The 23,965-nt window shown below is 66.6% G+C and carries 18 protein-coding genes; 11 read left to right on the forward strand and 7 right to left on the reverse strand.

Going from position 1 to position 23,965, the window contains the following annotated elements:
- Positions 1 to 54: 54 nt before the first annotated feature.
- Positions 55 to 1,470, reverse strand: coding sequence for an NAD(P)H-quinone dehydrogenase (locus tag AC5RVN_RS07510; RefSeq protein ID WP_494137517.1), 1,416 nt, complete (start codon positions 1,468 to 1,470; stop codon positions 55 to 57).
- Positions 1,471 to 1,575: 105 nt separating this feature from the next.
- Between AC5RVN_RS07510 and AC5RVN_RS07515 the strand changes: the two genes are divergently transcribed.
- Both AC5RVN_RS07515 and AC5RVN_RS07520 read left to right on the forward strand, forming a co-directional pair.
- Positions 1,576 to 2,394: a purine-nucleoside phosphorylase gene (locus AC5RVN_RS07515; protein WP_494137518.1), complete on the forward strand. Its 819-nt coding sequence runs from the start codon at positions 1,576 to 1,578 to the stop codon at positions 2,392 to 2,394.
- A 95-nt stretch (positions 2,395 to 2,489) separates the two neighbouring features.
- On the forward strand, positions 2,490 to 4,241 hold the full coding sequence (locus tag AC5RVN_RS07520; RefSeq protein ID WP_494040989.1) for a phospho-sugar mutase: 1,752 nt from the start codon (positions 2,490 to 2,492) through the stop codon (positions 4,239 to 4,241).
- A gap of 24 nt (positions 4,242 to 4,265) precedes the next feature.
- Here AC5RVN_RS07520 and nirD read toward each other — a convergent pair whose 3' ends face one another.
- Positions 4,266 to 4,652 carry a nitrite reductase small subunit NirD gene (nirD, locus tag AC5RVN_RS07525; protein ID WP_494137519.1) on the reverse strand — a complete coding sequence of 129 codons (387 nt, stop codon included), beginning with the start codon at positions 4,650 to 4,652 and terminating at the stop codon, positions 4,266 to 4,268.
- A 270-nt stretch (positions 4,653 to 4,922) separates the two neighbouring features.
- On the opposite strand from nirD, the gene nirB reads away from it, so the two are divergent.
- The 6 genes from nirB to AC5RVN_RS07555 all read left to right on the forward strand — a co-directional run bounded on the left by nirB (position 4,923) and on the right by AC5RVN_RS07555 (position 11,976).
- Entirely contained in the window at positions 4,923 to 7,565 is a 2,643-nt protein-coding gene (gene nirB / locus AC5RVN_RS07530; protein WP_494137520.1) for a nitrite reductase large subunit NirB, read from the forward strand.
- A 2-nt stretch (positions 7,566 to 7,567) separates the two neighbouring features.
- Complete coding sequence (gene cobA, locus AC5RVN_RS07535; RefSeq protein WP_494040992.1) at positions 7,568 to 8,602, forward strand: uroporphyrinogen-III C-methyltransferase; 1,035 nt, start codon at positions 7,568 to 7,570, stop codon at positions 8,600 to 8,602.
- 14 nt (positions 8,603 to 8,616) lie between these two features.
- Positions 8,617 to 9,765: a uroporphyrinogen-III synthase gene (locus AC5RVN_RS07540; RefSeq protein WP_494040993.1), complete on the forward strand. Its 1,149-nt coding sequence runs from the start codon at positions 8,617 to 8,619 to the stop codon at positions 9,763 to 9,765.
- A gap of 201 nt (positions 9,766 to 9,966) precedes the next feature.
- On the forward strand, positions 9,967 to 10,824 hold the full coding sequence (locus tag AC5RVN_RS07545; protein WP_494137521.1) for an FAD-dependent oxidoreductase: 858 nt from the start codon (positions 9,967 to 9,969) through the stop codon (positions 10,822 to 10,824).
- Positions 10,825 to 10,942: 118 nt separating this feature from the next.
- Positions 10,943 to 11,659, forward strand: coding sequence for a deoxyribose-phosphate aldolase (gene deoC / locus AC5RVN_RS07550; RefSeq protein WP_494137522.1), 717 nt, complete (start codon positions 10,943 to 10,945; stop codon positions 11,657 to 11,659).
- Positions 11,660 to 11,709: 50 nt separating this feature from the next.
- On the forward strand, positions 11,710 to 11,976 hold the full coding sequence (locus tag AC5RVN_RS07555) for a hypothetical protein (protein ID WP_494040996.1): 267 nt from the start codon (positions 11,710 to 11,712) through the stop codon (positions 11,974 to 11,976).
- A 57-nt stretch (positions 11,977 to 12,033) separates the two neighbouring features.
- Here AC5RVN_RS07555 and AC5RVN_RS07560 read toward each other — a convergent pair whose 3' ends face one another.
- Together AC5RVN_RS07560 and mfd are read right to left on the reverse strand one after the other, a co-directional pair.
- Complete coding sequence (locus AC5RVN_RS07560; protein WP_494137523.1) at positions 12,034 to 12,846, reverse strand: metal-dependent hydrolase; 813 nt, start codon at positions 12,844 to 12,846, stop codon at positions 12,034 to 12,036.
- Positions 12,847 to 12,852: 6 nt separating this feature from the next.
- Positions 12,853 to 16,548, reverse strand: coding sequence for a transcription-repair coupling factor (mfd, locus tag AC5RVN_RS07565; RefSeq protein ID WP_494137524.1), 3,696 nt, complete (start codon positions 16,546 to 16,548; stop codon positions 12,853 to 12,855).
- A 206-nt stretch (positions 16,549 to 16,754) separates the two neighbouring features.
- Here mfd and AC5RVN_RS07570 point away from each other — a divergent pair, with 206 nt between their 5' ends.
- From AC5RVN_RS07570 to AC5RVN_RS07580, 3 genes are read left to right on the forward strand one after another with little or no spacing between them, the layout of a single operon-like run.
- Positions 16,755 to 18,263 carry an SDR family oxidoreductase gene (locus AC5RVN_RS07570; protein WP_494137525.1) on the forward strand — a complete coding sequence of 503 codons (1,509 nt, stop codon included), beginning with the start codon at positions 16,755 to 16,757 and terminating at the stop codon, positions 18,261 to 18,263.
- 43 nt (positions 18,264 to 18,306) lie between these two features.
- Positions 18,307 to 18,804, forward strand: coding sequence for a DUF2505 domain-containing protein (locus AC5RVN_RS07575; protein ID WP_494041000.1), 498 nt, complete (start codon positions 18,307 to 18,309; stop codon positions 18,802 to 18,804).
- 3 nt (positions 18,805 to 18,807) lie between these two features.
- A complete protein-coding gene (locus AC5RVN_RS07580; protein WP_494041001.1) occupies positions 18,808 to 19,026 on the forward strand; it encodes an SCO4848 family membrane protein in 219 nt (72 codons plus the stop codon).
- Between the two features lie 76 nt (positions 19,027 to 19,102).
- Here AC5RVN_RS07580 and sufU read toward each other — a convergent pair whose 3' ends face one another.
- From sufU to AC5RVN_RS07595, 3 genes are all read right to left on the reverse strand, one after another.
- Positions 19,103 to 19,552 carry a Fe-S cluster assembly sulfur transfer protein SufU gene (gene sufU, locus AC5RVN_RS07585; protein ID WP_494137526.1) on the reverse strand — a complete coding sequence of 150 codons (450 nt, stop codon included), beginning with the start codon at positions 19,550 to 19,552 and terminating at the stop codon, positions 19,103 to 19,105.
- A gap of 32 nt (positions 19,553 to 19,584) precedes the next feature.
- On the reverse strand, positions 19,585 to 20,910 hold the full coding sequence (locus AC5RVN_RS07590; protein ID WP_494137527.1) for a SufS family cysteine desulfurase: 1,326 nt from the start codon (positions 20,908 to 20,910) through the stop codon (positions 19,585 to 19,587).
- Positions 20,911 to 21,349: 439 nt separating this feature from the next.
- Positions 21,350 to 23,953, reverse strand: coding sequence for a LuxR C-terminal-related transcriptional regulator (locus AC5RVN_RS07595; RefSeq protein WP_494137706.1), 2,604 nt, complete (start codon positions 23,951 to 23,953; stop codon positions 21,350 to 21,352).
- Positions 23,954 to 23,965: the final 12 nt, after the last annotated feature.

The following is a 23,965-nucleotide window of genomic DNA, read 5'->3' on the forward strand; positions in this document are numbered from 1 at the left end:
TGAAGGAGTCTATGCAGGTCACGCCGTAGGGGTCCAGACTCCCGCGTGCGGTCCCTACAGGTGCACGTGGAGCCGGCGCGCCGCCTCGGAGATGGATCCGGTCAATGACGGGTACACCGTGAAGGTGCTGGCGACGTCGTCCACGTGCAGTTTCTGCTTCACCGCGATGGAGATGGGAAAGATCAGTTCGGAGGCGTTGGGCCCCACCACCACGCCGCCGATCACCGTTCCGGAGCCCTTTCGGGCGAAGATCTTCACGAAGCCGTCCTTGTGGTTGCGCATCTTGGCGCGGGCGTTGCTGCGCAGCGAAAGCTTGACGACATCGCCCTGGTACTTGCCGGAGTCGATCTCTGCCTCGGAGACGCCCACGTTGGCGATTTCGGGCGAGGTAAAAATATTGGACGCCACCTGGTGCAGCTTGAGCGGGGTGACGCTGTCGCCCATGAAGTGGGCCACGGCAATGCGGCCCTGCATGGCCGCCACCGAGGCAAGCGGCAGCACCCCAGTGCAGTCGCCGGCAGCGTAGATGTTGGGGGCCGTGGTGCGGGAGACGCCGTCCACTTTGATGTGGCCGCTTTCGCTGACCGCTACGCCGGCTTCTTCCAAACCGATGCCTGCGGTATTGGGAATGGAGCCCAGGCAGAGGAGGCAGTGGCTGCCCGTGACCTTGGAGCCGTCACTGAGGGTCACCACCACGCCGTCGTCGGTGCGTTCCACGGTCTCGGCACGGGAGCGGGACAGGACCCGGACGCCGCGGCGCTCGAAGACCTCCTCAAGCACCACTGCTGCGTCCACGTCTGACCCCGGAAGAACCCGGTCACGGCTGGAAATCAGTGTCACCTTGGAACCCAGGCCGTTGTAGGCGGAGGCAAACTCGGCCCCGGTCACACCCGAACCGACCACAATCAGGTCTTCGGGCAGTCCGTCGAGATCGTAAATTTGTGTCCAGTTCAGGATCCGATCGCCGTCCGGCCGTGCCGTGGGCAGCTCGCGCGGATGGGCGCCCAACGCGAGCAGGATGGTGTCCGCCTCGACGGTTTCCGTTCCTTCAGCCGTGAGGACCTCGATGGTGTGGTCGTCCACGAGCCGGCCCGATCCGCTCAGGATGCGGACGCCCAGGTTGCTCAGGCCGTCATGAATGTCCTTGGACTGGCTGCGCGCAAGGTTCAGGAGGCGGTGGTTAATGTGCTTGAGGTCCGCCCGCATCACCGGCACGAAGTCGCCGCCGTCGACGTCGAACTTCACACCCAGCTCCCCTGCCTCGGCGACGCGCGTCATCAGGTCCGCCGTGGCGATCAGCGTCTTGGAAGGGACAACGTCAGTCAGCACGGCCGAACCGCCCAGCCCGGACCGCTCAATGATTGTGACCTGCGCCCCGAGCGAGGCGGCCACCATGGCAGCTTCATATCCGCCGGGACCACCTCCAAGGATTGCGATCCGGGGTGAGCTGAAATCTGGATGCGTAGTCACAATCACTCATTGTCCTGCATCCTCCCCTGACGTCCAAAGAAAACGGTCTCTGAGGAAACCGGCGGCGGGGTGGGCGCAGGCGGAACGGCAGGATAGCTTGTACCAGTGAGTACAACAGACTTCCTGAAGACCGATCCCTTCGCTGCCGCCAGCGCCGCCGCCGAGTACATCGCCGAGGAGACCGGGGTGGACAGCCACGACATCGCCCTGGTGCTTGGCTCGGGCTGGGGTGAGGCAGCCGACCTCATCGGTGAAACCACCGCCACCCTTTCAGCAGAGGAAGTGCCCGGCTTCCACGCCCCTGCAGTGGTTGGGCACGTGGGCACCATCCGCTCGGTGCTTACCAAGGAGGGCAAGCGTGCGCTGGTCCTGGGCGCCCGGACCCATTACTACGAAGGCAAGGGCGTCCGCGCAGTAGTCCATGGCATCAGGACTGCAGCGGCAGCAGGCTGCAGCACCCTGGTCCTCACCAACGGCTGCGGCGGGCTCAACGAAAACTGGTCCCCCGGCACGCCGGTGTTGATCAGCGATCACATCAACCTCACCGCGGCCTCCCCATTGGAAGGTGCCACATTCGTTGACCTGACAGATCTTTACTCTGCGCGGATCCGGGGGCTCGCCCGGAAAGTCGACGCATCCCTGGACGAAGGCGTCTACGCCCAGTTCCCCGGCCCGCACTATGAAACGCCTGCGGAAGTGCAGTACGCCAAGCGGATCGGCGCCGACCTGGTGGGGATGTCCACCGCCCTTGAAGCCATCGCCGGGCGCCACGCCGGAATGGAAGTATTCGGCATCTCACTGGTGACCAACCTTGCCGCCGGCATTAGCCCCCAGCCGCTTAGCCACGAGGAAGTTCTTGAGTCAGGACAGGCCGCCGGCCCGCGGATTTCCAAACTGCTCGCCGGAATCATCGCCAAGCTTTAGGGGCCCGTGGAGGCCCCCCGGCCGGGCGGGGGATTTTCACCGTTTACGCGGCGGGGGGCATGGGTTCGGGGCCCAATGACGATAGCGTTAGGGCCATGACGTCTTCCGATGCCGATTCCCGCCTGCTCAACGAGGCCCGCGAATGGGCCGCCCAAGACCCGGACCCCAAGACTTCAGCTTCACTCCTGGAACTCGTCCGGCTTGTCGAAGAGGGCGCACCGGCCGCCCGGCAGGAACTCGAGGACAGCTTCCGCGGGACACTGCAGTTCGGTACGGCAGGTTTGCGGGCGGCCCTGGGTCCCGGACCCAACCGGATGAACCGGGCGGTGGTCCGCCGGGCCGCCGCGGGTCTGTCGGACTTCCTGCTCCAAGCCGTGGGCAGGACATCTCCGGGAACCCGGCCGCGCGCCGTCGTCGGTTATGACGCCCGGTACAACTCGGACATCTTCGCGGAAGAAACCGCCGCTATCTTCACCGCAGCCGGGATAGAAACCTTCCTGATGCCGGCCGCGCTGCCCACTCCCCTGCTGGCTTACGCCGTGCGGGCACTGGAATGCGACGGCGGCGTTATGGTCACCGCCAGCCACAACCCGCCCCAGGACAACGGCTACAAGGTCTACCTGGGCCGCCACGCCGTCCCGGAAAGCGGCAACGGCGCCCAGATCGTCGCTCCCTACGACGCCGAGATCGCGGCCTGCATCGACGCCGTGGGGCCACTGGAGTCCGTGGTTCTTGCCCCCGGCGGATGGACGGTACTCGACGGCTCCCTGGCTGCGGGGTACGAGCAGGCCACGGCCGCGCTGGCCCTGCCCGGGCGCTTCCCGGCACGGGACCTGCGCATTGTACTCACCCCGATGCACGGCGTCGGCGGCGAAACGGCGCAGGCTGTGCTGAAGGCCGCCGGCTTTACCGACGTGACCCTGGTGGCCGAACAGGCAGAACCGGACCCGGACTTTCCCACCGTGAGCTTCCCGAACCCTGAGGAGCCCGGGGCACTGGACCTGGCCCTTGAAACGGCTGAACGGCTGAACGCTGACATCGTCATCGCCAATGATCCCGATGCCGACAGGGCGGCAGTTGCGGCCAAGGATCCGGATACCGGCGCCTGGCGCATGCTGCGTGGAGACGAAGTCGGTGCCTTGCTGGGCGCCCACATCGCAGCGCGGCTGGCGGCAGCTGACGGGAACGACTCCGAAACCGGCCGGCAAGGTGTCTTCGCGAACTCAATCGTGTCCTCGCGGCTCCTGGCCCGGATCGCAACGGCCGCAGGCTACGCGCATGAGGAGACGCTTACCGGGTTCAAGTGGATTTCCCGCGTGCCGGGCCTGCTGTACGGCTACGAGGAAGCCCTGGGCTACTGTGTGGCACCTGACGTGGTCAAGGACAAGGACGGAATTTCCGCAGCAGTGCTGATTGCCGAACTCGCTGCCGCCGCGAAGGCTGACGGTAGAACGGTTTTCGACACCCTGGACGAGCTGTACCTCCATCACGGCCTGCACGCGAGCGACCAGCTCAGCATCCGCGTGGCGGACCTCGGCCTCCTGGACGCCATGATGAACCGCCTCCGGGTCACTCCGCCGGAATCCTTCGGATCATCCGCGGTGGAGGTCTTCACCGATTTGGCCGAGGGCAGCGAACATCTCCCTCCCACCGACGGGCTCGTCTACCTCACACGGGACCTCACCCGCGTCATCATCCGGCCCAGCGGCACCGAGCCCAAGCTCAAGTGCTACCTCGAAGTCATCCAGCATGTAGGCACCGCAGCCGAACTGCCGGAGGCCCGGCAGGCCGCCCGGGCGGCGCTGGACGAGGTACTGCAGGACGTCAGCGAGGCGCTGGGGCTTTAGGGCCGGGCCATGCGGCTGAAAGGCTTAGAGTTCGACTTCGACGAAACCGTCACAGATGCGGGTGCTAAACGTTGCCAGGCCCAGGTTCGGGGTGCTGAAGCACTCGCCCGTCTCCAGGTCGTAGACCTCTTTGTGCAGCGGTGAAGCGATGGTGGGACGGGTGCCCCTTGATCCCAGGATCCCCCGTGCCATAACGTGCGCTCCGGTGGCCGGGTCCTCATGGGCCACTGCGAAAACTTCGCCGGGTCCGGCGCGGAAGAGGGCAATCTGGCGTCCCGCGACGAGGGCTGCTTCACCCCAGGCAGGTTCCAGGTCATCCACCGGGCAGACGCGGTGCCAGCCGGCGGCAGCGCCCGTCACGGGTCCGTCGATGCCGGCCGCGAGTGCCCCAAGTTCCAGTGTTGCCGTCATATCGGCTTCTCTCCTCTGCTGAGCTTCCTGCGTCTGGCCGCCTCTGCAGCCGCGTTCCACGCTAGGCCGAAGGTGTTTCAAAGGGGTGCAGAGAATGTGTCCGGCGCGTAAAAGACACCTCACGCCGCCGGAAACCCGTTCGTGATGCAGAAGTTAAGTTGGCGAAACAATCGGGAAACTGAAGCGAAACTGCGGCTCCCTAGTCTGGACGGACAGCTCGACACCGGAAGGCCGCAGAAAACCGTCTGCCGCCCATGCGAAAGGCCCACAGTGACCGAACAGACTTCCAGCACAGAGACTCCGCGCCGCATCGTCGTCGCCGGCGGCGGCCCTGCGGCCCACCGTTTCGTGGACGCCATGCATGCCCGCGGGCTCGACGGCTGGCATGTCACGGTCCTCACCGAGGAAACCCACCTGCCCTACGACCGTGTGGCCCTGTCCAAGGCCCTCACCCAAATGGACTACGACCTCACCCTGGGTGAGGCGTCCATGTGGGACCACGAGGCACTGTCGCTGAAGACCGGCGAGCGCGTGGTCAAGATCAATTCCGAAGCCAGGACAGTGGAAACCGCGGCCGGCAGCGTCTTCGAATACGACGAGCTGGTGGTTGCCACGGGTTCCAATGCCGCCCGCCTGCCGATTCCCGGCGCCGAACACACACACGTATACCGCACGCTCGAAGACGTCTGGGCCATCAACAAGGCCATTGCCGGTCTCACCGCAAAGCTGGGCCGCAAGGTTAACGCCGTCACGATCGGCGGCGGCCTCCTCGGGCTCGAATCAGCCGCCGGCACCGAGCAGCTGGGCGCCAACCCGATCGTTATCGACGGATCACAGTGGCTGATGGCCACACAGCTGGACGAAGGCGCCGGCCAGGCCATGGGTCGGCTCATCAAATCCAAGGGCTTCGAAGTCCACGGCGGGGTCTTCCCCTCGGAAGTACTGTCCGACGACGACGGCCAGGTCACCGGCGTGCTCATGGCTGACGGCCGCACCATCGGTGCCGACCTCGTGATCGTCGCCATCGGCGTCCGGCCGCGCGACGAACTCTTCCGCGCCGCAGAAGGGGAAGAGCAGCTGTTCTCCCTGGGCCAACGCGGCGGCGTGGTCATCAATGAATACTGCGCCACCGAGGTGGACGGCATCTGGGCCATCGGCGAAGTGGCGAACTACGGCGGGATGTGCCTGGGCCTGGTTGCGCCCGCCAACACCATGGCAGAGATCGTGGCCGACCGCCTGCATGGCGGGAATGCCACCTTCCCGGGTTTCGACACCGCGACCAAGCTGAAGCTCTCCGGCGTCGATGTGGCCAGCTTCGGCGATGCGTTCGCGAAGACCGAGCACGCACTCGAGATTGTGTACGCCGATCCCGCCCGCGGCGTCTACCAGAAGATTGTCACCACTGATGATGCCAAGACCCTCCTGGGCGGCATCTTCGTTGGCGACGCGTCCCCGTACATGAGCCTGCGGCCGCTCCTGGGCCGCGAACTTCCCGCCGAGCCCGGCGCGTTCCTCTCCGCGGCCGGCGGGGGCGAAGCTCCGGAAACCGAACTGCCGGACGACGCCACCCTCTGCTCGTGCAACAACGTCACCGCCGGCAGCATCCGCGACGCCATCAACGGCTGCGGCGCCTGTGAAGGCAACGCTCCCGTCCAGGAACTGGGTGAACTGAAGGGCTGTACCCGCGCCGGCACCCAGTGCGGTTCCTGCGTGCCCATGCTGAAGAAGCTGCTCGAGACCGAACTGACCAAGTCCGGCGTCGAGGTTTCCAAGGCCCTCTGCGAGCACATTGACCTGTCCCGCCAGGAACTGTTCGACGCCATCCGCGTCCTCGGGCTGACCTCTTTCGAGGAAATCATGGCCAAGTACGGCACCGGCTCCGGCTGCGACATCTGCAAGCCCACCATCGCCAACATCCTGGCCAGCCAGAACAGCGCCTACGTCCTGGACGCCGGCCGCGGCACCCTGCAGGACACCAACGACCGCGCCCTGGCCAATATGCAAAAGGACGGAACCTACTCGGTGGTGCCGCGCATCGCAGGTGGTGAGATCACGCCGAAAAAACTGGGCGTCATCGCAGCAGTGGCCGAAAAGTACAACCTTTACACCAAGATCACCGGCGGCCAGCGGATCGACATGTTCGGGGCACGGCTTGAGCAGCTCCCGGAAATCTGGAAGGAACTCGTGGACGCCGGTTTCGAGTCCGGCCAGGCCTACGGCAAGAGCCTGCGCACGGTGAAGTCCTGCGTCGGGTCCACCTGGTGCCGCTTTGGTGTCCAGGACTCGGTGGCCATGGCCATCCAGCTGGAGCTGCGGTACCGCGGCCTCCGGAGCCCGCACAAGCTGAAGATGGGTGTCTCCGGCTGCGCCCGGGAATGCGCCGAAGCCCGCGGCAAGGACGTGGGCGTGATCGCCACCGCTGACGGCTGGAACCTGTACGTTGGCGGCAACGGCGGCGCCACCCCGGCCCACGCCCAGCTGCTGGCCAAGGACCTCGACGACGAAACGCTGATCAAGTACATCGACCGCTACTTCATGTACTACATCCGCACCGCGGACCGCCTCCAGCGCACAGCCCGCTGGCAGGAAGAGCTCGACGGCGGCATCAAGCACGTTGAGGACGTGGTGGTCAAGGACACCCTGGGCATCGCCGAGGACCTCGAGGCTGCCATGGCCAAACACGTGGACACCTACGTCGACGAGTGGGCCGATACCCTCAAGGATCCCGAGCGCCTGCGCCGGTTCCGCTCCTTCGTCAACGCCCCCGACCAGAAGGACGACTCCATCACCTTCGTCCCCGACGAGCGTGGCCAGATGCGTCCCGCCACCCGGGAAGAAAAGGGCAAAGTCCTCCTCGGAGCGTCGATCGCGGTCCGTCCCGGCACACCGGAACCCATCAGGAACGAGGCATAACCATGCAGCTCAGCATCGATCTCACCGGCCGGAAAGTCCTGGTCACAGGCTCGGACCACGCCGCCCGCCAGGCGGTCCGCCGCTACGAAGCCGCCGGTGCGGTCGTCTCCCGCCTCAGCACCCCCCGCGGTGCCGGCCACGACGGCCCGCTGCCCGAGCACCCCTTCCTTGTTGCCGCCGTCGACGACGGCCAGCCGGGCTGGGAGTCCCTGCTGGACCGCTGCCGTGCCGTTGGAATTCCCGTGGCCACCGAGCCTGCGGCCGGGCCGGCCGGGCACGTCACCCTTGTGGGCGGCGGCCCCGGAACAACAGAGCTGCTCACGGTCGGTGCCGTCAAGGCCCTCCGTGATGCCGACGTCGTTTTTTATGACCGGCTGGCCCCCTGTCAGGACCTGCCCCACCTGACCTCGGCCGAACTGGTGGATGTGGGCAAGAAGCCCGGCCACCATAAGGTCAGCCAGGGCGACATTGAAAAGCTCATGGTGGAAAGCGCCCTCGCCGGCAACAATGTGGTCCGGCTCAAGGGCGGTGATCCGTACGTGTTTGGCCGCGGTGGTGAAGAAGTGGCCTCCTGCGTTGCAGCCGGCGTTCCCGTACATGTCATTTCCGGCGTCACCAGCGCCATCTCCGTTCCGGCGGCAGCCGGGATCCCGGTCACCCACCGGGAAGTCAGCCACATGTTCACCGTGGTCTCCGGCCACGCCCCGCTGACCGACAAGGAGCACCACCACCTTGCCGGCCTGGGCGGAACCATTGTTGTCCTGATGGGCATCGGCACCCTCCACCAACTGGCCGCCGGACTGCGGCGGGCCGGGATGCGCCCTGACATGCCCATGGCCGTTGTTGAGCGCGGCTACCGGCCCGGGCAGCGAACCACCATTGCGGACCTCGGCACCATCACCGGGGCGGCTGCGGGCTGCAGCAACCCGGCGGTACTCGTCATCGGCGAGGTTGTTCGCGTGGCGGAAGCCAACCGCGGGCACGCTGAGGCCGCCGCCGACCTCGACAGGCTGGCGGCCTCGCTGCTGGGCTCGTGAAAGGATTGACCTCCATGACTGCACTTGCACCGGCTGATGTTCCGCGGGTTGAAGAAGCGCCCGACGCCGCCGAGGCCCCGCTGGAGGGTTTCCGCATCGGTGTTACCTCGCACCGGCGTTCCCAGGACCTGATCGAGGCCCTGGAACGCCGTGGAGCGGAAGTGCTGCATGCGCCCGCCCTGAAAATTGCCCCCGTGCAGGAGGATATGCGCCTCATCGAGGACACCCGTGCCATCATCGCGGCCAAACCTGACCTCTGCATCGCCACCACTGCCTACGGGATGCGCCGCTGGTGCGAGGCCGCGGACTCCTTCGGCATCGGCGATGAACTGCTGGAGACCCTCGGCGCCTGCCGGATGTTCGTCCGGGGGCCCAAAGCCCGCGGCGCCGTGCGCGCGGCCGGACTTGCCGACGTCGGAATCAGCAGCGACGAAACCACCGCCACCCTGGTGGACATGCTGCTCGCCGAGGGTGTCCGGGGCACGACCGTTGCCGTGCAGCTGCACGGATATACCGATGTGCGGCAGCTGGAGCGCCTGCGCATGTCCGGCGCCACAGTCCTGACCGTGACGCCGTACCGCTGGGTGAAACCTGACGGGGCGGACCGGCTTCCCCGCCTCATCGAGGCCGCGTGCAGCGGAAACCTGGACGTCCTGACGTTCACCAGCGCGCCCGCCGTCGACGCCATGTGGAGCACCGCCCACGAGATGGGCGTTTACAAACAGCTGATCGAAAGCCTGAAGACCAACGTCACCACCGCGGTGGTGGGCCCGGTCACGGCGCAGCCCCTGCTCGACGCCGGCGTGACGCCCCTGGTCCCGGAACGGTTCCGGATGGGTGCGCTCATCAGGCTGGTGTGTGAGCACCTCGCCCTGAACCACGTCCGGCGCCTGGACACCAGGTCCGGGAACATCGAACTCCGGGGACGCAGCCTGCGCATCGACGGCCAGGCCGTGGAACTGGCCCCGGCTCCGCTGCTGCTCCTGCGCGCCCTGCTGGGTGCCGGCGGCGCCGTGCTGTCGCGCGAATCGCTGTCGGAACTGCTGGAACTGCGCGGATCGGTGCACGCACTGGACATGACGGTCAGCCGCCTGCGGTCCTCGCTGCCCGACGGCCGCCTGGTGGAGACAGTGGTGAAACGGGGCTACCGCATCCGCGTCTAGCCGCAGGGGTGCCGGATGTGTCTACTGGCGGAGGAATGAGAGCCACATCACCGGTTCTGTTACCGGCCGGTAAATACTGGCGAACACGGGCACCATAAACGGCAACTGCGGAGAAACACTCCGGAAAAAGCGCGGGCCTACGCTGGGTTCCATCATGAAGTTCCGGCCGGATTCCCCGGCCGCCAGCGAAAGGGCCACCACATGTCCGCTCCGGCACCCACCACCTCCACCGTTTCCGCCACCCGCATTGTCATCGCGGGGGCGGGCCCTGCCGCCCAGGCCCTGGTCAGCCAGCTCCACCGGGCCCGGTTCGCCGGCACCATCACCGTACTGAGCAACCGGGACGACGCCCCGGAGGAGTTGCTGGAACTGGCGCTGCTCCCCCAGGTCTCCGTCCGCTTCGGGCAACCGGCAAGCCACATCGATGCGGAGAACCGGACGGTTGCGACGGCGGACGGCATGGAATTCAGCTATGACCAGCTGGTCATAGCCACCGGATCCGCACCGGTGGCCAGCCCGGTGGAAGGCGCCGGCCGCTGCCTGAGCTACTCCACCATTGACGACGCCGCCCGCGTCGGAGAGGCCGTCAGCGAAGTCACGAGGGAACTGGGCAGGCGTCCATTGGGGATCCTGGTGGGTACCGGCGCCGCGGCGGGCCAGGCGGAAGCAGTGCTCCGGGCAAGGGGCGTACGCCCCATCCGCACCACCGCCAGGCCTGCCGCCGTGATGCCCGCTGAATCAGCGTCAAGCTTCGCCGCTTCCGGTGTGATCTTCGAGGACGGCAGCAGCATGTACGGCGACCTGGTGGTCCTTGCCGAGGAACGGGTGTCCCGGGACGGCCTCGCCGCCAGTGCCGGCCTTAGGACGGAGGCCGGCGGCGGGATTGTCATCACCGGGGACTTCCGGACGTCGGTCCCGGGCATCTGGGCCATCGGTGACGCCGCTGCGTACGACGGCGTCCGGCTGGGTCTGCTCGTTGCCGCTGCTTCCGCAGCCGGCGCGTGCGCGACGCAGCTCCTGACGGCTTCTGCTCCTGCTGCCTTGCCGGCGGCTGCCTGACCGCCGCCTGCACCCGCCGGCTGCCCGATGCCGGCAACAGCGGCTGTGGCAAGATGGTTCCCGAAACGAGTCACGGGCGCCACAGCGCCCGGTCACACGGGCCTTGGAGAGGACCATCATGAGCAACGAAGCCACCCCTTCCGTTCAAACTGCCGTCGCCGGATCCGGCAACATCGCATCCTTCATCGACCACACCCTGCTGAAGCCGGAGGCGGGAGAAGCTGACGTTCTCAAGGTCTGCGCCGAAGCCGTGGAATACCATTTCAAGTCAGTGTGCGTTAACCCGATCTGGGTGAAGACCGTGAAGAAGGCCCTCAAGGGTTCGGGTGTCCTGACCTGCTCCGTGGTGGGCTTCCCCCTGGGTGCCACCCCCACCGACGTCAAGGCTTTCGAAGCCCGTGGCGCAGTGCTGGACGGCGCGGACGAGGTGGACATGGTGATCAACATCGCCGCTGCCCGGGCCGGAGACAAGGGGGCGCTGGTTGAGGACATCTCCGCGGTGGCGGAGGCCGTCCATGCCGGCGGGGCCATCCTGAAGGTCATCATCGAAACTGCCCTGTTTGATGACGGCGGGAAAGTTCTGGCCTGTGAAGCCGCCGTGGAGGCCGGCGCCGATTTTGTGAAGACCTCAACGGGCTTCAATGGAGGCGGCGCCACCGCCGGGGATATCGCCCTCATGCGGAAGACGGTAGGCCCGGACCTCGGTGTGAAGGCTTCGGGCGGGGTGCGTTCCCTCGAAGACGCGCAGGCTATGATTGCTGCAGGTGCAACACGTATTGGTGCCAGCTCCGGCATTGCCATCGTCAAGGGCGAACAGGGTTCATCGTCCTACTGACGGCGGGCCGGGCCGCCACAGATTGAGGCCCGCGGGCCAAGGAGGAACGAATGTCCAGCAGTATCACGGCTTCCAACCAGGGCTCAGAGTCCCGCCAGGGCGGCGCTCTGCAGACCCCCCAGAACGAGAACAAGCTCGGCACGAGCATCGTCCTGTTCGTGGTGTGCATGGCACTGTTCTTCGGCGCCATCTACTCGCTGTCCTTCCTCACCCTGGACAACGCCTGGCCCATGGCCGCATGCGTGGGTCTGTTCGCCCTGGCGTACTGGATCCCGCAGACCATCCTCGGCCGCTCGGACTCCGCCGGCGAGCACTGACCTTAAGCAAGTACCGCGCAGAAACCCCCCGGACGCGTCCCGGGGGTTTCTGCGCGTTTAAAGCCAGAGTTTGATCCAGGCTCCGGCTGCCGCCGCAACCCTGTCCCATTGGCCCTGCGCGATGGACCAGCCGGCCACGCACAGCCCCACCATCGCATAGGCGCTCACAGGGATCAGCAGCAGCCACTCACGCTTCGACCCGGCACGGCCCAGCAGCGGCAGGGACAGGGCGCCGTTGGGCCGCCAGACCTGGCGCAGCAGCGGCACCTTGCGCATAAGTTTGGGCGGCCGGATGACGACAGGCCACAGCAGTGGCACGCCTCCCGTGGTGATCAGGTCGCCCACGATGTGCACCACCACCCCGGTCAGCATCGAAACCGGAAGCCAGGTCCACTGCTCCGGCGCGTACCAGGTGACCAGCCCGGCCATGGTGAGCGCGAAAATCCAGTTGCTGATGAAGCCGGATTTGGGGAACAGCTTGAGTGCTTTGGCCGCGATGTTGATCATGAACATGCACAGCAGCCCCGCGCCCACGGACAGCAGCCCCCAGTCCGTCTGCACCTGGACCTGGCCTGCCAGGGTGGCCAGCAGCACAAAGAAAGCCGCGCCCAGTACTGAGTGCGTGCCCTGCCGGTGCCCGCCGCTGGCGTTCTCGATTCCCACGGCAATCACATTGGACAGCGGCGGCAGGGAGTTCGCTACCGTGCTGTGCCGGTGGTCCCAGTCGCACACCAGGGCGGTGCCCGCCGTTGCCACTCCGCCGATCAGGATGCCGGTGGCGTCCAGCGGATACCAGCCCAGCGTGTACGGCCCCGTTGAGGCAATAGCTACCCACGCCGCGGCTCCCGACGCGGCGTGGTGTCCTCCCATCAACTGCTAACCGCTGACTGCCGGAGCAGCGAGTGGCTGGTCCGAGAAGATGTTCCGGATGACGCCGTTGGCCCATTCCAGGATTTCCGCGTCCTGCAGGTCCCGGCCGCCGATCTTTGCGGTCTTCGGCTTGGGGATCAGCACGGCATCCAGGGCAGGCTTGGACTGGGATCCGGGGTACATCCGGTTCAGGCGCATGACCTTGGACTCCGGCAGCGTGGCTGGAGAGAATTTGATGAAGTTGCCCTGCAGCGCCACATCGGACAGGCCCGCTTCCCGGGCACCCACCCGGAACCGCGCGACGGCCACCAGGTTCTGCGCCGGGAGCGGAGGTTCGCCGTACCTGTCCACAAGCTCGGCCAGGACTTCGTCGATGGCTTCGTTGGTGAGCGCGGAGGCCAGCTTGCGGTAAGCCTCCAGGCGCAGCCGCTCCCCCGGCACGTAGTCGTGCGGCAGGTGCGCGTTGACCGGCAGTTCGATCTTCATCTCCGCGGCCTTTTCCTCGGCCTCGCCGCGGAAGTCTGCTACCGCCTCGCCCACCAGCCGGATGTAGAGGTCGAAGCCCACGCCCTGGATATGGCCTGACTGTTCGCCGCCGAGCAGGTTGCCGGCGCCGCGGATCTCCAGGTCCTTCATGGCCAGCTGCATGCCGGCGCCGAGTTCGTTGTGCGTGGCCACCGCCTTCAGCCGCTCCAGCGCCACTTCACCCAACGGCTTTTCAGAAGGATAAAGGAAGTAGGCGTAGGCGCGTTCGCGGCCGCGGCCCACACGGCCGCGGAGCTGGTGAAGCTGGGACAGGCCGTACTTGTCCGCCCCGTCCACAATCAGGGTGTTGGCATTGGAAATGTCCAGGCCGGTTTCGATGATGGTGGTGCACACCAGCACATCAAAGCGGCGCTCCCAGAAGTCCACGATGATCTGCTCCAGTCGGCTTTCGGACATCTTGCCGTGCGCCACCTCCACCCGGGCCTCCGGAACCAGTTCGCGGATCTTCGCCGCGGTCCGTTCGATGGTGGACACGCGGTTGTGGACCAGGAACACCTGCCCTTCGCGCATCAGTTCACGCCGGATGGCGGCGGACGTCTGCTTGTCCGTATAGGGACCCACGTAGGTCAGCACCGGGTGCCGCTCCTCCGGGGGCGTGGCCAGTGTGGACGTCTCGCGAATGCCCGTCAGGGACATCTCCAGGGTGCGCGGAATGGGCGTGGCGCTCATCGCAAGCACGTCCACGTTGGTGCGCATCTTCTTGAGGGCTTCCTTATGCTCCACCCCGAACCGCTGTTCCTCGTCCACGATCACCAGGCCCAGGTCCTTGAACTCGAAGTCCTTGGACAACAGCCGGTGGGTTCCGATGACCACGTCAACGGCACCGTTCTTGACGCCCTCCGCCGTCTCCTTCGCTTCCTTGGCTGCCTGGAAGCGGGACAGGGGCTTGACGCGGAGGGGGAAGCCGGAGAAGCGTTCGGTGAAGGTTTCGTAGTGCTGCTGGGCCAGCAGGGTGGTGGGTACCAGCACGGCCACCTGTTTGCCGTCCTGCACCGCCTTGAAGGCTGCGCGCACGGCGATCTCCGTCTTGCCGTAACCCACATCGCCGGAGACCAGCCGGTCCATGGGTATCTCGCGCTCCATGTCCGCCTTGACCTCGTTGATGGTGGTCAGCTGGTCCGGGGTCTCCACGTACGGGAAGGCTTCCTCGAGTTCACGCTGCCAGGGGGTGTCCGGCCCGAAGGCGTGTCCGCGCGAGGCCATGCGGGCCGAGTACAGCCGGATCAGCTCACCGGCGATCTCCTTGACGGCTTTGCGGGCCTTTGACTTGGTGCTGGCCCAATCGGCGCCGCCCATCTTGCTCAGAACGGGGGTGTCGCCCCCAACATAACGCGTCACCTGGTCCAGCTGGTCGGTGGGCACAAACAGCCGGTCACCCGGGGCACCGCGCTTGGACGGTGCATATTCCAGGACCAGGTACTCACGCACGCCGTCCCCGCCGCCTGCCACCTTGCGCTGGATCAGCTCCACGAACCGCCCGATGCCGTGCTGTTCATGCACCACGTGGTCCCCCGCCACCAGCTGCAGCGGGTCCACGGCGTTGCGCCGCTTGGACGGCATGCGGCGCATGTCCTTGGTGGATCCCGCGGACGTCCGGCCCAGGAGATCGGCCTCGGTGAGCAGGCCGAGCTTGAGACCGTCCAGGACAAAACCGCGTCCGACGGCGGCAGTGGTCACCTCGATGATGCCCGCCTGGGGCTCGTGGTCCAGGCTGTCCACGCGGGCGCAGGGGATGTCGGCGTCGTGGAACAGCTCAGCCAGCCGCTGGGCGGGTCCGGGACCCTCTGTGGCCACAACGATCCGCCACTGGTCGCGCACGTGGGAGCCAATGAACTCCATCATTTCCGCGACATCGCCCTGGTAACCCCGCGGTTCGCGTGCGTGCAGGTTCAGTACGTCGATGTCCGGCAGCAGCTCCTCGTCCTGGGCCAGGGAGGTGATGGACCACCATGAAACGCCATGCTCCAGCGAGGAGCTCCGCGTTTCGGTCAGCGAACGGAAGCTGGCGGAATGGAGTGCAGCGCTTGCCTGTGAGCTGAGGTCCAGCGGTGCGGTCCCGCCGTCGGAGGCCGTGGACCAGGCCGCTTCCAGGAACTCCTCGTTGGTGGCGGCGAGGTCGTGGGCGCGGGTGCGGACCTTTTCAGGCTCGATGATTACCGAGATGGAACCGGCCGGGAGCTGTTCCACAAACGGGACCATGGCGTCCACCAGTACCGGCGCCAGGGATTCCATCCCCTCCACGGTGATGCCGCCGGCGATCTTTTCCAGCATGTCCGCGGCAGCCGGCAGCTGGGACTTCAGGGTGGCCGCCCGCGACATCACGGACGGGGTGATGAGGATTTCCCGGCACGGCGGGGCGTGCAGTTCCGTGGGGTGGTGCAGCCCGGGTGAGGACAGCGAGCGCTGGTCGGCGACGGCGAACCAGCGCATCTGGTCCACCTCGTCGCCGAAAAACTCAACCCGGATGGGGTGGTCCTCGGTGGGTGGAAAAACATCGAGGATGCCGCCGCGGACAGCGAACTCCCCGCGGTGCGTCACCATGTCCACACGGGCGTACGCGGCGTCCGCCAAACTCCGCACCACTTCGGTGAACGGCATCTCCTGGCCCACTTTCAGGGTGACCGGAACCAGCTCGCCCAGGCCGGCCACCACGGGCTGTACCACGGCACGGACTGGCGCCACGACTACACGGAGCGGCCCCGCCGTCGAACTTTCCGGGTGCGCCAGGCGGCGCAGCACGGAAAGGCGGCGTCCCACTGTGTCCGACCGCGGGGAGAGCCGCTCGTGCGGAAGGGTTTCCCAGCTCGGGAATTCAGCCACGGCGTCCGCGGGGAGGTAGGCGCGCAGCGCGGCCGTCAGATCCTCTGCTTCCCGGCCGGTGGCGGTGACTGCGAGCACCACCCCCGGGCTGGCGTCGCGGGGCGCTCTGCCTGCCGGGGCAGTGGCCGCTATGCCGTCGGCCATCTCGGCAAGAAGCACCGGCCGCAGTCCGGCAGGCGCACTGATCTGGTAGTCCTGGCCCCGGACGTCGAAGCCGCGGGCAGCCTCTGCCCGGACACGGGCGAAGGTCTGGTCCGGGGCGAGGGCGCGGCGCAGTCCGTCCAGCGACGGGCCCGCGCTGGTATGGCCGGCGGTGGACGGGCCGGGATGGCTCATGGCAGAAGCTCCTGTGGTATTCAGCGAAAAAGCGCAACGCGAAAACCCGAAATTCGTTTCGAATCCCGGGTAAACCCAGCCTACCCCTCCGCACCGACATGGCGGGCGGGGCTGGTCCGGCTAGGCTGGCAACGCGCAGCAGGCCGCTATCCACCCGTCCAGGCGCACCGCGGCTCCGAACACCTTAAGGACGAAGAGGAGACAGCATGACCGGAACCAGCAGCACCCATCGCCCGGCAAAGACCGTCCTGGTCACCGGGGCCACAGGCTACATCGGCGGCCGGCTGGTGCCTAAGCTCCTGGAAGAGGGCTTCATCGTCAAGGTCCTGGTGCGCTCCCCTGCAAAGATCGCCGGTGTCCCGTGGCGGGACAAGGTGGACGTCGTGGAGGGCAGCCTGGACGACGGCGGCGGGCTGCGGGCTGCGCTGACCGGCGTCGACGTCCTGTACTACCTGGTGCACTCCATGGCCGCCGGGGCGGGATTTGAAGCCAAGGAACAGGCCATGGCGCTGGCTGTGGCCGAAGCTGCCGCGGGCGCCGGCGTGGACCGCATCATTTACCTGGGCGGGCTTCATCCCCAAGGCGTGGAGCTGTCCACCCACATGCGCTCCCGCGAGGCCGTGGGCAAAGTCTTCCTGGACAGCCCGGTGGATGCGATCGTGTTCCAGGCGGGCGTGGTGATCGGTTCCGGGTCCGCTTCGTTCGAGATGATCAGGCACCTTTCCGAGACGTTGCCGCTGATGCCCGCGCCCAGCTGGGTCCGGAACCGCATCGAAGCCATTGCCGTGCGGGATGTCCTCTACTACCTGGTGTCCGCGGCTTCCCTGGACGGCCCAATCAACCGCACCTTCGACATCGGCTGCCGCCAGGTGCTCACGTATGCCGGGATGATGAAGGAGTACGCCGCGGAAGCCGGGCTGCCCTACCGGATGGTGCTGGCGCTGCCCGTCCCCGCGCCCAAATTGGCCGGCATGTGGGTTGCCCTGACCACGCCCATCCCACTGTCCATGGCCGTGCCCCTGGTCCAGTCCCTCCAGCACGACGCCGTGGCCAACGAGCACGACATCGACCAGTTCATCCCGCAGCCCGACGGCGGCCTCACCGCCTACCGTACCGCGGTCGCCCTGGCCCTCGGGAAGGAGCGCGACGGGCAGGTGCAGACCACGTGGGCCAACGCCGGTGTGGCTGCCGACCCCCTGCCAAGCGACCCCGACTGGGCGGGTCACAAGGTCTACATCGATGAAAGGACCTTCCACGGCGAGGTGGATCCCGCCCATGTGTGGACGGTCATCGAGGGAATCGGCGGCCGCAACGGCTGGTACTCGCTGCCGCTCGCCTGGCAGGTGCGCGGCTGGCTTGACAAACTCACAGGCGGCGCCGGCCTGCTGCGCGGGCGGCGGCATCCGCACACGCTCGCCGCCGGTGAAGTCGTGGACTGGTGGCGGGTGGAACGGATCGACCACGGAAAACTGCTGCGGCTTCGGGCAGAAATGCGCGCCCCGGGCCGGGCGTGGCTTGAACTGTCCGTCGAGCCGGACGGAAGCGGCAGCCGGTACCGGCAGCGTGCCATCTTCTTTCCCAAAGGCCTGAGCGGGCGGCTGTACTGGCTGGCTGTCCTTCCGTTCCACGGCCTGATCTTTCCGGCCATGGCGAGGAACATCACCGCGGCGGCGCGGAAACTGTTTGATGCGGAGCGGACTGCGCGTACCCCGTAGGATGTTTGGAGCTTAATCCGTTCCCCACGTCCCAGGAGGACCCATGGCCCTGAGCGCAACCACCACCCTTCCGCACTCCGTCCCCAGCGTTGCAGCTGTCCTGGTGAACGAGGATTTCCAGCGCCACGTCAGCCAGCTGGTGGGCGGCAGCCTTGAGTCCTTCACCGTTGACGGCGACATCGCCGGCGCCTTCAGCGCCACGTCCGTCCGCACCCTCCCCACCACCAGGCTTCCCGAGTTCGCCCGCAAGTTCGTGGGCGAACACCTCAAGGTGACGCAGGTGGAGAGCTGGGATGCCCCCGCAGCGGACGGCTCCCGCCAAAGCAACATCTCGCTGAAGGTGGCCGGCGCCCCGGTGGACGTCACCGCAGTGCAGCGGCTGGTTGCGGCCGACGGCGGCACGCGCGTTGAGCTCGAAGGTGCCGTCAAGTCCTCGGTTCCGTTCCTCGGCGGGAAAATTGCCGACGCCGCCGAGCCCATGGTTGCCAAGGCGCTGAACCTGCAGGCCAAGCAGGCGCAGGCCTGGCTGGAAAGCCACTAGTTCGTGGAGCTGCCCGTCTTCCCCGCGCTGGTCCTGATTATCGCCGGAGTATGGTCCCTGGTGGTATGGCCGCAGTTCCTGCGCCGGGTTCTCAAGGATCCCCGCGCCCGGGACGCCGCCGGCAAGGCCACGAAGTTCCTCACGGTCCACGTGGTGCTGGTGAGCGTCTCCATGGTGCTCGGGGCGGCTACCGCCATCATCGGCATCATGGCGCTGTTTTAGCCAGGTCCCACTGAGGATGAAATAAAGAAAGTCCGGGCCTCCTTCCAATTGGAAGGAGGCCCGGACTTCTTTGCTGTCAAGCTGCCTGGTTGAGCGCATCCTCTGCAGCAACCCAGGAAATCATGGCGCACTTCACCCGGGCTGCGTAGCGGGCCACTCCTTCGAACGCTGCCGCATCGCCCAGCAGTTCCGGATCTGCGGGTATCTTGCCCCGGGACCGGAGGACTTCGCGGAAGCTGTCAATCACCTCATGCAGCTCGGCCACCGTCATACCCTCGGCCAAGTCCGAGAGGACGGAGGCCGACGCCATGGAGATGGAGCAGCCCGCGCCGTCCCAGGCGATCTGCGCCACTTTGCCGTCGGTGACGGCCAGGCGCACGGTTACTTCGTCGCCGCACACCGGGTTGAGCTGGTGCGACTGCCCTGTCGTGGCGCCGTCCGGCGCCTCGGTTACGGCCAGTCCGCTGCCGTGCCTGGCCTTGGAGTGGTCGAGGATAATCTGCTGGTACAGGTGGTCAAGGCTCATGTCATACCTTCGATGGGCGTCTGAGTTGATGTTTAGGCGCGGAAGTAGGCCCGCACGCCTGCAACGGCATCCAAGAACTGATCAACGTCGTCCGTGGTGTTGTACAGGTAGGCGCTTGCCCTGGTGGTGGCCGTCAGCCCCAGCCTGCGGTGCAGGGGCTGGGCGCAGTGGTGCCCAACCCGGACGGCAATTCCCCGTGAATCAAGGAACTGGCCCACATCATGGGCATGGACTCCTTCGACGTCGAACGCGGCCAGCCCTATCCGGTCCTGGCCGGCGGCGGGACCAAGGACCCGAATCCCCGGGATGGACTCGAGCCCGGTGATCATCCGCTGGCCGAGTTCAGCTTCCCACCGGTGGATCCGGTCCAGCCCTGTTTCCGTCAGGTAGTTGGCTGCGGCCGCGAGGGCCACGGCCTGGGAGATCCGCTGGGTTCCGGCTTCGAAACGCTGGGGGGCGGGGAGGTAATCGGCGCGTTCCATGGTCACGGTGGTGATCATGGAACCGCCCGTCAGGAACGGCGGCAGGATGTCCAGGATGTCCTGCTTCCCGTACAGCACCCCGATGCCCGTGGGGGCAAGCATTTTGTGGCCGGAAAAGACTGCGAAGTCAACGTCCAGCTCCTTGACGTCCAAGGGCATGTGCGGTGCGGACTGGCAGGCATCCAGAACCACCAGTGCGCCGACGTTCCTGGCCAGGGCGGTGAGTTCCCGGACCGGGTTGATGGTGCCCAGGACGTTGGAGGCATGGCTGAAAGCCAGCACCCTGGTCCGCCCGCTGATGATGTCCCCCGCCGAGTCCATGCGAAGGCTGCCGGCGTCGTCAACTGGGATGTAGCGGAGGGTTGCCCCGGTGCGGAACGCAAGTTCCTGCCAGGGTATGAGGTTCGCGTGGTGCTCCATTTCGGTTACCACGATCTCATCGCCCGGGTTCAATGCCAGGTCCTTCAGCCGGGCGTCGCCCCGCCCCTGGGCGGCCCACAGGCCGGCGTTGGACAGGGCGTAGCTGAGCAGGTTGAGGCCCTCGGTGGCGTTGGAGGTCCAGATGATCTCGGAGTAGGCAGCGCTGACAAAGTCGGCCACGGTCTGCCGGGCGTCCTCGAACGCCTCGGTGGCTTCAACGGCGAGGTGGTGTGCGCCGCGGTGCACGGCGGCATTGCGCTGTTCATAGAATTCCTGCTCCGCCTCGATGACACTGAGCGGATTCTGCGACGTAGCCCCGGAATCGAGATAAATCAGGGGGCGTCCGTTGACCAGTTGGTCCAGGACCGGAAAGTCGTTCCGGATGCGCTGCACCTCTGCGTTATCCATGACCGGCAAGGCGCGTTCCAGCGTGGCTGGCGTTGATACTACGGCCAAAACTAACTCCTTGAGATGCCAACGGATGACACTCAATTGTCCCACAGCACGGCTGTGGCGGCCGCCCCGGGGGCAGCCGCCACAGTCGCTCCGGGCTTCAGCCCGCGGAAACAGAGGGCCGGCAACGGCTGGGGGGAGAGCCTCGGTCTCAGAAGACTCTGACGTTGCCGGCCCCGTTCAACCCGGCCCGGGTGGGCCGGAAGATTGGGACGAGGACCTTGTTCGCTGCTGGCAACTCTTGGCGGCCGCTTCCGGCCGTATCCTTTTGCCTTCTTAAGTAGACACTTTGGGGCCACCGCGATGCACGAGTACGGTGTACTCGAATTCCGTGGTCAGGGACTACCGTGATCGCCTGCAGTACCCATACGGCCGCCCTGGGCAGCCGGGCGGCGGGCGCGCAGGACCGCCCCGCTGGTGGCGGGGTGTGTTCCGGCAGCGCCTATTTGGGAAGGGCCGACTCCAGCTCGTCGCGGCTGCGCACGCCCAGCTTTACATAGGTGCGGTAGAGGTGCCCCTCCACGGTCCGGACAGACACCATCAGCCGCTGGGCTATTTCGCGGTCCGTCAGACCCTGCACCGCCAGCCCCACGATGTCCTGCTCCCGGCGGGTGAGGTGGACGGCGGGAGCCGCAGCAATGAAACGGCCCTCCCGGAACCGCTCCCCCAGCTCGTGGTCGCACTTCTCGCGCAGCGCCACCGCCTGCCTGGAGCGCCTGCGTTCTCCTGCGTGCTCCAGAACGGTGCTGGCGCGGGCATAGGCCTCACGCGCGAGGTTCGCAAAGCCTGATTCCTCGAGTGCCGCTGCCGTCTCCATCAGGGCGTCCCCGTCAGCTGCTTCCCAGACCTTGGCCAGCGTCAGCATCGCCTCGGCCCAGCAGCCTTCGACGGTCTTTGCCACCGACTGCACCATGGGGATGACTGAAGGGTCCCCCAGGTCCCAGCAGATTGCCAGGATTTCGAGCAGGCTTCCCGCCCTGGCGGTGGCATCATGCGTGGTGGCCAGAGTATGCAGGGCGGCCAGCCCTTTGCCGTCACGGGTGAGGTATTCGGCGGCGGCAGCACCATATGCTGCGGCCAGCAGCTCGTGGGCCGGACCACCGGCCACTGCGTCAGTGAAGTCCTGTTCGAGCCGTTTCGCCTGTGCTGCATCCCCCAGCCTGGCGGCAGCGTAGAAGCCCAGGGAGGAACCGAAGCGGAACAGTTGCAGGGGATCGTTCAGCCGCAGTGCCTCAACGGCAGGCAGCAGCACCTGGTAGGCCCGTTCCATGCGGCCTTGCCGCAGGAGTGAGTAGCCGCGGAGCATTTGCAGGCTTCCGTTGAAGGTTTCGGATCCGGGTGTGTGTCCGGCGGCGTAGTTGTCCAGTTCCCGCTCGGCCGATTCCCACTCCCCCATGGCCAGGTAGCCGGTCACAAGCCGTCCCAGCACAAACTCGGGAAAGAAGAACAGGCTGTCCTCCAGCGGCGGCAGGTCCGAGGCGGCGAGGAGCGCAAAGTCCAGTCCTTCACCGGCGCGGCCGGTGGCAGCAAGGGCATGGGCTAACAGCGCCTCTCCGAGCACCCTGACCGCTTCGCCTCCGGTTTCCGCGGAGGCACTGCTCCGGATTTCCCGGACCTCAGTGGCCAGCGCTCCGGCATCCACAGCGGCACCGAGCTGCAGGAAGCGCATGACCTGCAGGAGCCGCTCATGGGGACGACCGTTCCTTTCGGCATGCTCCTGGACGTGTTCACGCAGGTCATCGGCCAGGGCGCTCACGGATTGGCCGCTGGCCTGGTGTGCTGCTGCCCGGAGCAGGAGCACTGCAGGAGCGTCGGAGTCGCCGGAAAGCCGGCGCCAGCAGGCATCAAGCAGGTGGGCGGCCTGGGTATAGTCCCCCTGGTTGTAGAGTGCCCGTGCCTGGATGGCCTGGGCCAGGGGCACGAGATCAGGGTCCTGGATTTTGGCGGCTATGGTGCGCGCGCTGGCGTTGCGGAACCGCCTCAGGGCCTCGCGGGCGGCGTCGAGCATTGCGGGATCCGGTACACGGAGCCCGCATTCAAAAGCCCACTCCACGGACCGCAGCATCCCCTCCCCATGCAACACGGTGCCGTTTTGGTGGGCCCGGATCTTTTCGAGCAACTGCAGGCTCCGGGACACGGACAGGGTGCTTCGGATGGCGCCGGCGAAAAGGGCGTTCCACAGGGAGAGCTCGGCCGGGACTCCCGAACTCTCGATGATCATTTGCTGGTCAAGGAGGGACCGCACTACCGCGGCGCCGCTGATGTCCTCGATCACCTTGCGGCTTACAGGCCCGGCAAGTGCGATGAGTTTCAGGGCTTCCTGCTCCTCCGGACCGCGCCTGATGTGGTCCTTGGTCACCACTGCTGTCAGCTGGGCGCCGTCCACCGGCACCGGCCCCAGCAACATCCAGATGCCGTTCCGCTTGGCCAGCACCCCGGTTTCGGCTGCATCGTGCAGCAGGGCGTCGAGGATGCGCGGATTTCCACCCGAGGCGGTCCACACGGAATTCACGGTGGCCGGTGGCACTGTCCCGTCGAGGACGTGGGCAAGGACCTCCTCAATCTGTTCCCTGTTGAGGGGCCGAAGGTCCACCCGCTCGGCAAGGCCGTCGTACCACAGCTGCTCCAGCGGCTGCGGCAGCCCGGGCCGGGGCCTGGCAGCAGCCACCACTGTTGCCCAACCTGCGGAGATCAAGTCGGCGACTACTCCGGCAGAGGCGTCGTCCAGGTGGTGTGCGTCATCCACGACCAAAAGGACAGGCGCACCCCGGCCGGCCTTCAGCTTCTCAAAATACGTCCACATCGAACGCAGGACCGCCACGGGCGACACCGACTCTTCAGCGGTCAACTCTCCGGTGTAGGGGGTCAGGACGCCGAACGGAACAACGGCCAGTGCGGAGCTGCCGTGGATCTGCACGATGTTCAGGTCCCCCGCGAGCCGCTCGGTGATGGCCTCTGTCAGGGACGTTTTGCCGATCCCTGGCCCTGCCATCACGAATACCGCCTGGCTGGTCCCGTTCCGGACGATGTTGCAGATCCGGTCCAGGGGCTCGCGCCG

The sequence above is a fragment of the Arthrobacter sp. sptzw32 genome, from assembly GCF_059089735.1.

What these genes read in the sequence shown, in the direction of transcription:
- AC5RVN_RS07520 (WP_494040989.1), top strand. Translation starts at nt 2,490, where the DNA reads ATGACGTCTTCCGATGCCGATTCCCGCCTGCTCAACGAGGCCCGCGAA.
- nirD (WP_494137519.1), bottom strand. Translation starts at nt 4,652, where the DNA reads ATGACGGCAACACTGGAACTTGGGGCACTCGCGGCCGGCATCGACGGA.
- cobA (WP_494040992.1), top strand. Translation starts at nt 7,568, where the DNA reads ATGCAGCTCAGCATCGATCTCACCGGCCGGAAAGTCCTGGTCACAGGC.
- AC5RVN_RS07540 (WP_494040993.1), top strand. Translation starts at nt 8,617, where the DNA reads ATGACTGCACTTGCACCGGCTGATGTTCCGCGGGTTGAAGAAGCGCCC.
- AC5RVN_RS07545 (WP_494137521.1), top strand. Translation starts at nt 9,967, where the DNA reads ATGTCCGCTCCGGCACCCACCACCTCCACCGTTTCCGCCACCCGCATT.
- deoC (WP_494137522.1), top strand. Translation starts at nt 10,943, where the DNA reads ATGAGCAACGAAGCCACCCCTTCCGTTCAAACTGCCGTCGCCGGATCC.
- AC5RVN_RS07555 (WP_494040996.1), top strand. Translation starts at nt 11,710, where the DNA reads ATGTCCAGCAGTATCACGGCTTCCAACCAGGGCTCAGAGTCCCGCCAG.
- AC5RVN_RS07560 (WP_494137523.1), bottom strand. Translation starts at nt 12,846, where the DNA reads ATGGGAGGACACCACGCCGCGTCGGGAGCCGCGGCGTGGGTAGCTATT.
- mfd (WP_494137524.1), bottom strand. Translation starts at nt 16,548, where the DNA reads ATGAGCCATCCCGGCCCGTCCACCGCCGGCCATACCAGCGCGGGCCCG.
- AC5RVN_RS07570 (WP_494137525.1), top strand. Translation starts at nt 16,755, where the DNA reads ATGACCGGAACCAGCAGCACCCATCGCCCGGCAAAGACCGTCCTGGTC.
- AC5RVN_RS07575 (WP_494041000.1), top strand. Translation starts at nt 18,307, where the DNA reads ATGGCCCTGAGCGCAACCACCACCCTTCCGCACTCCGTCCCCAGCGTT.
- sufU (WP_494137526.1), bottom strand. Translation starts at nt 19,552, where the DNA reads ATGAGCCTTGACCACCTGTACCAGCAGATTATCCTCGACCACTCCAAG.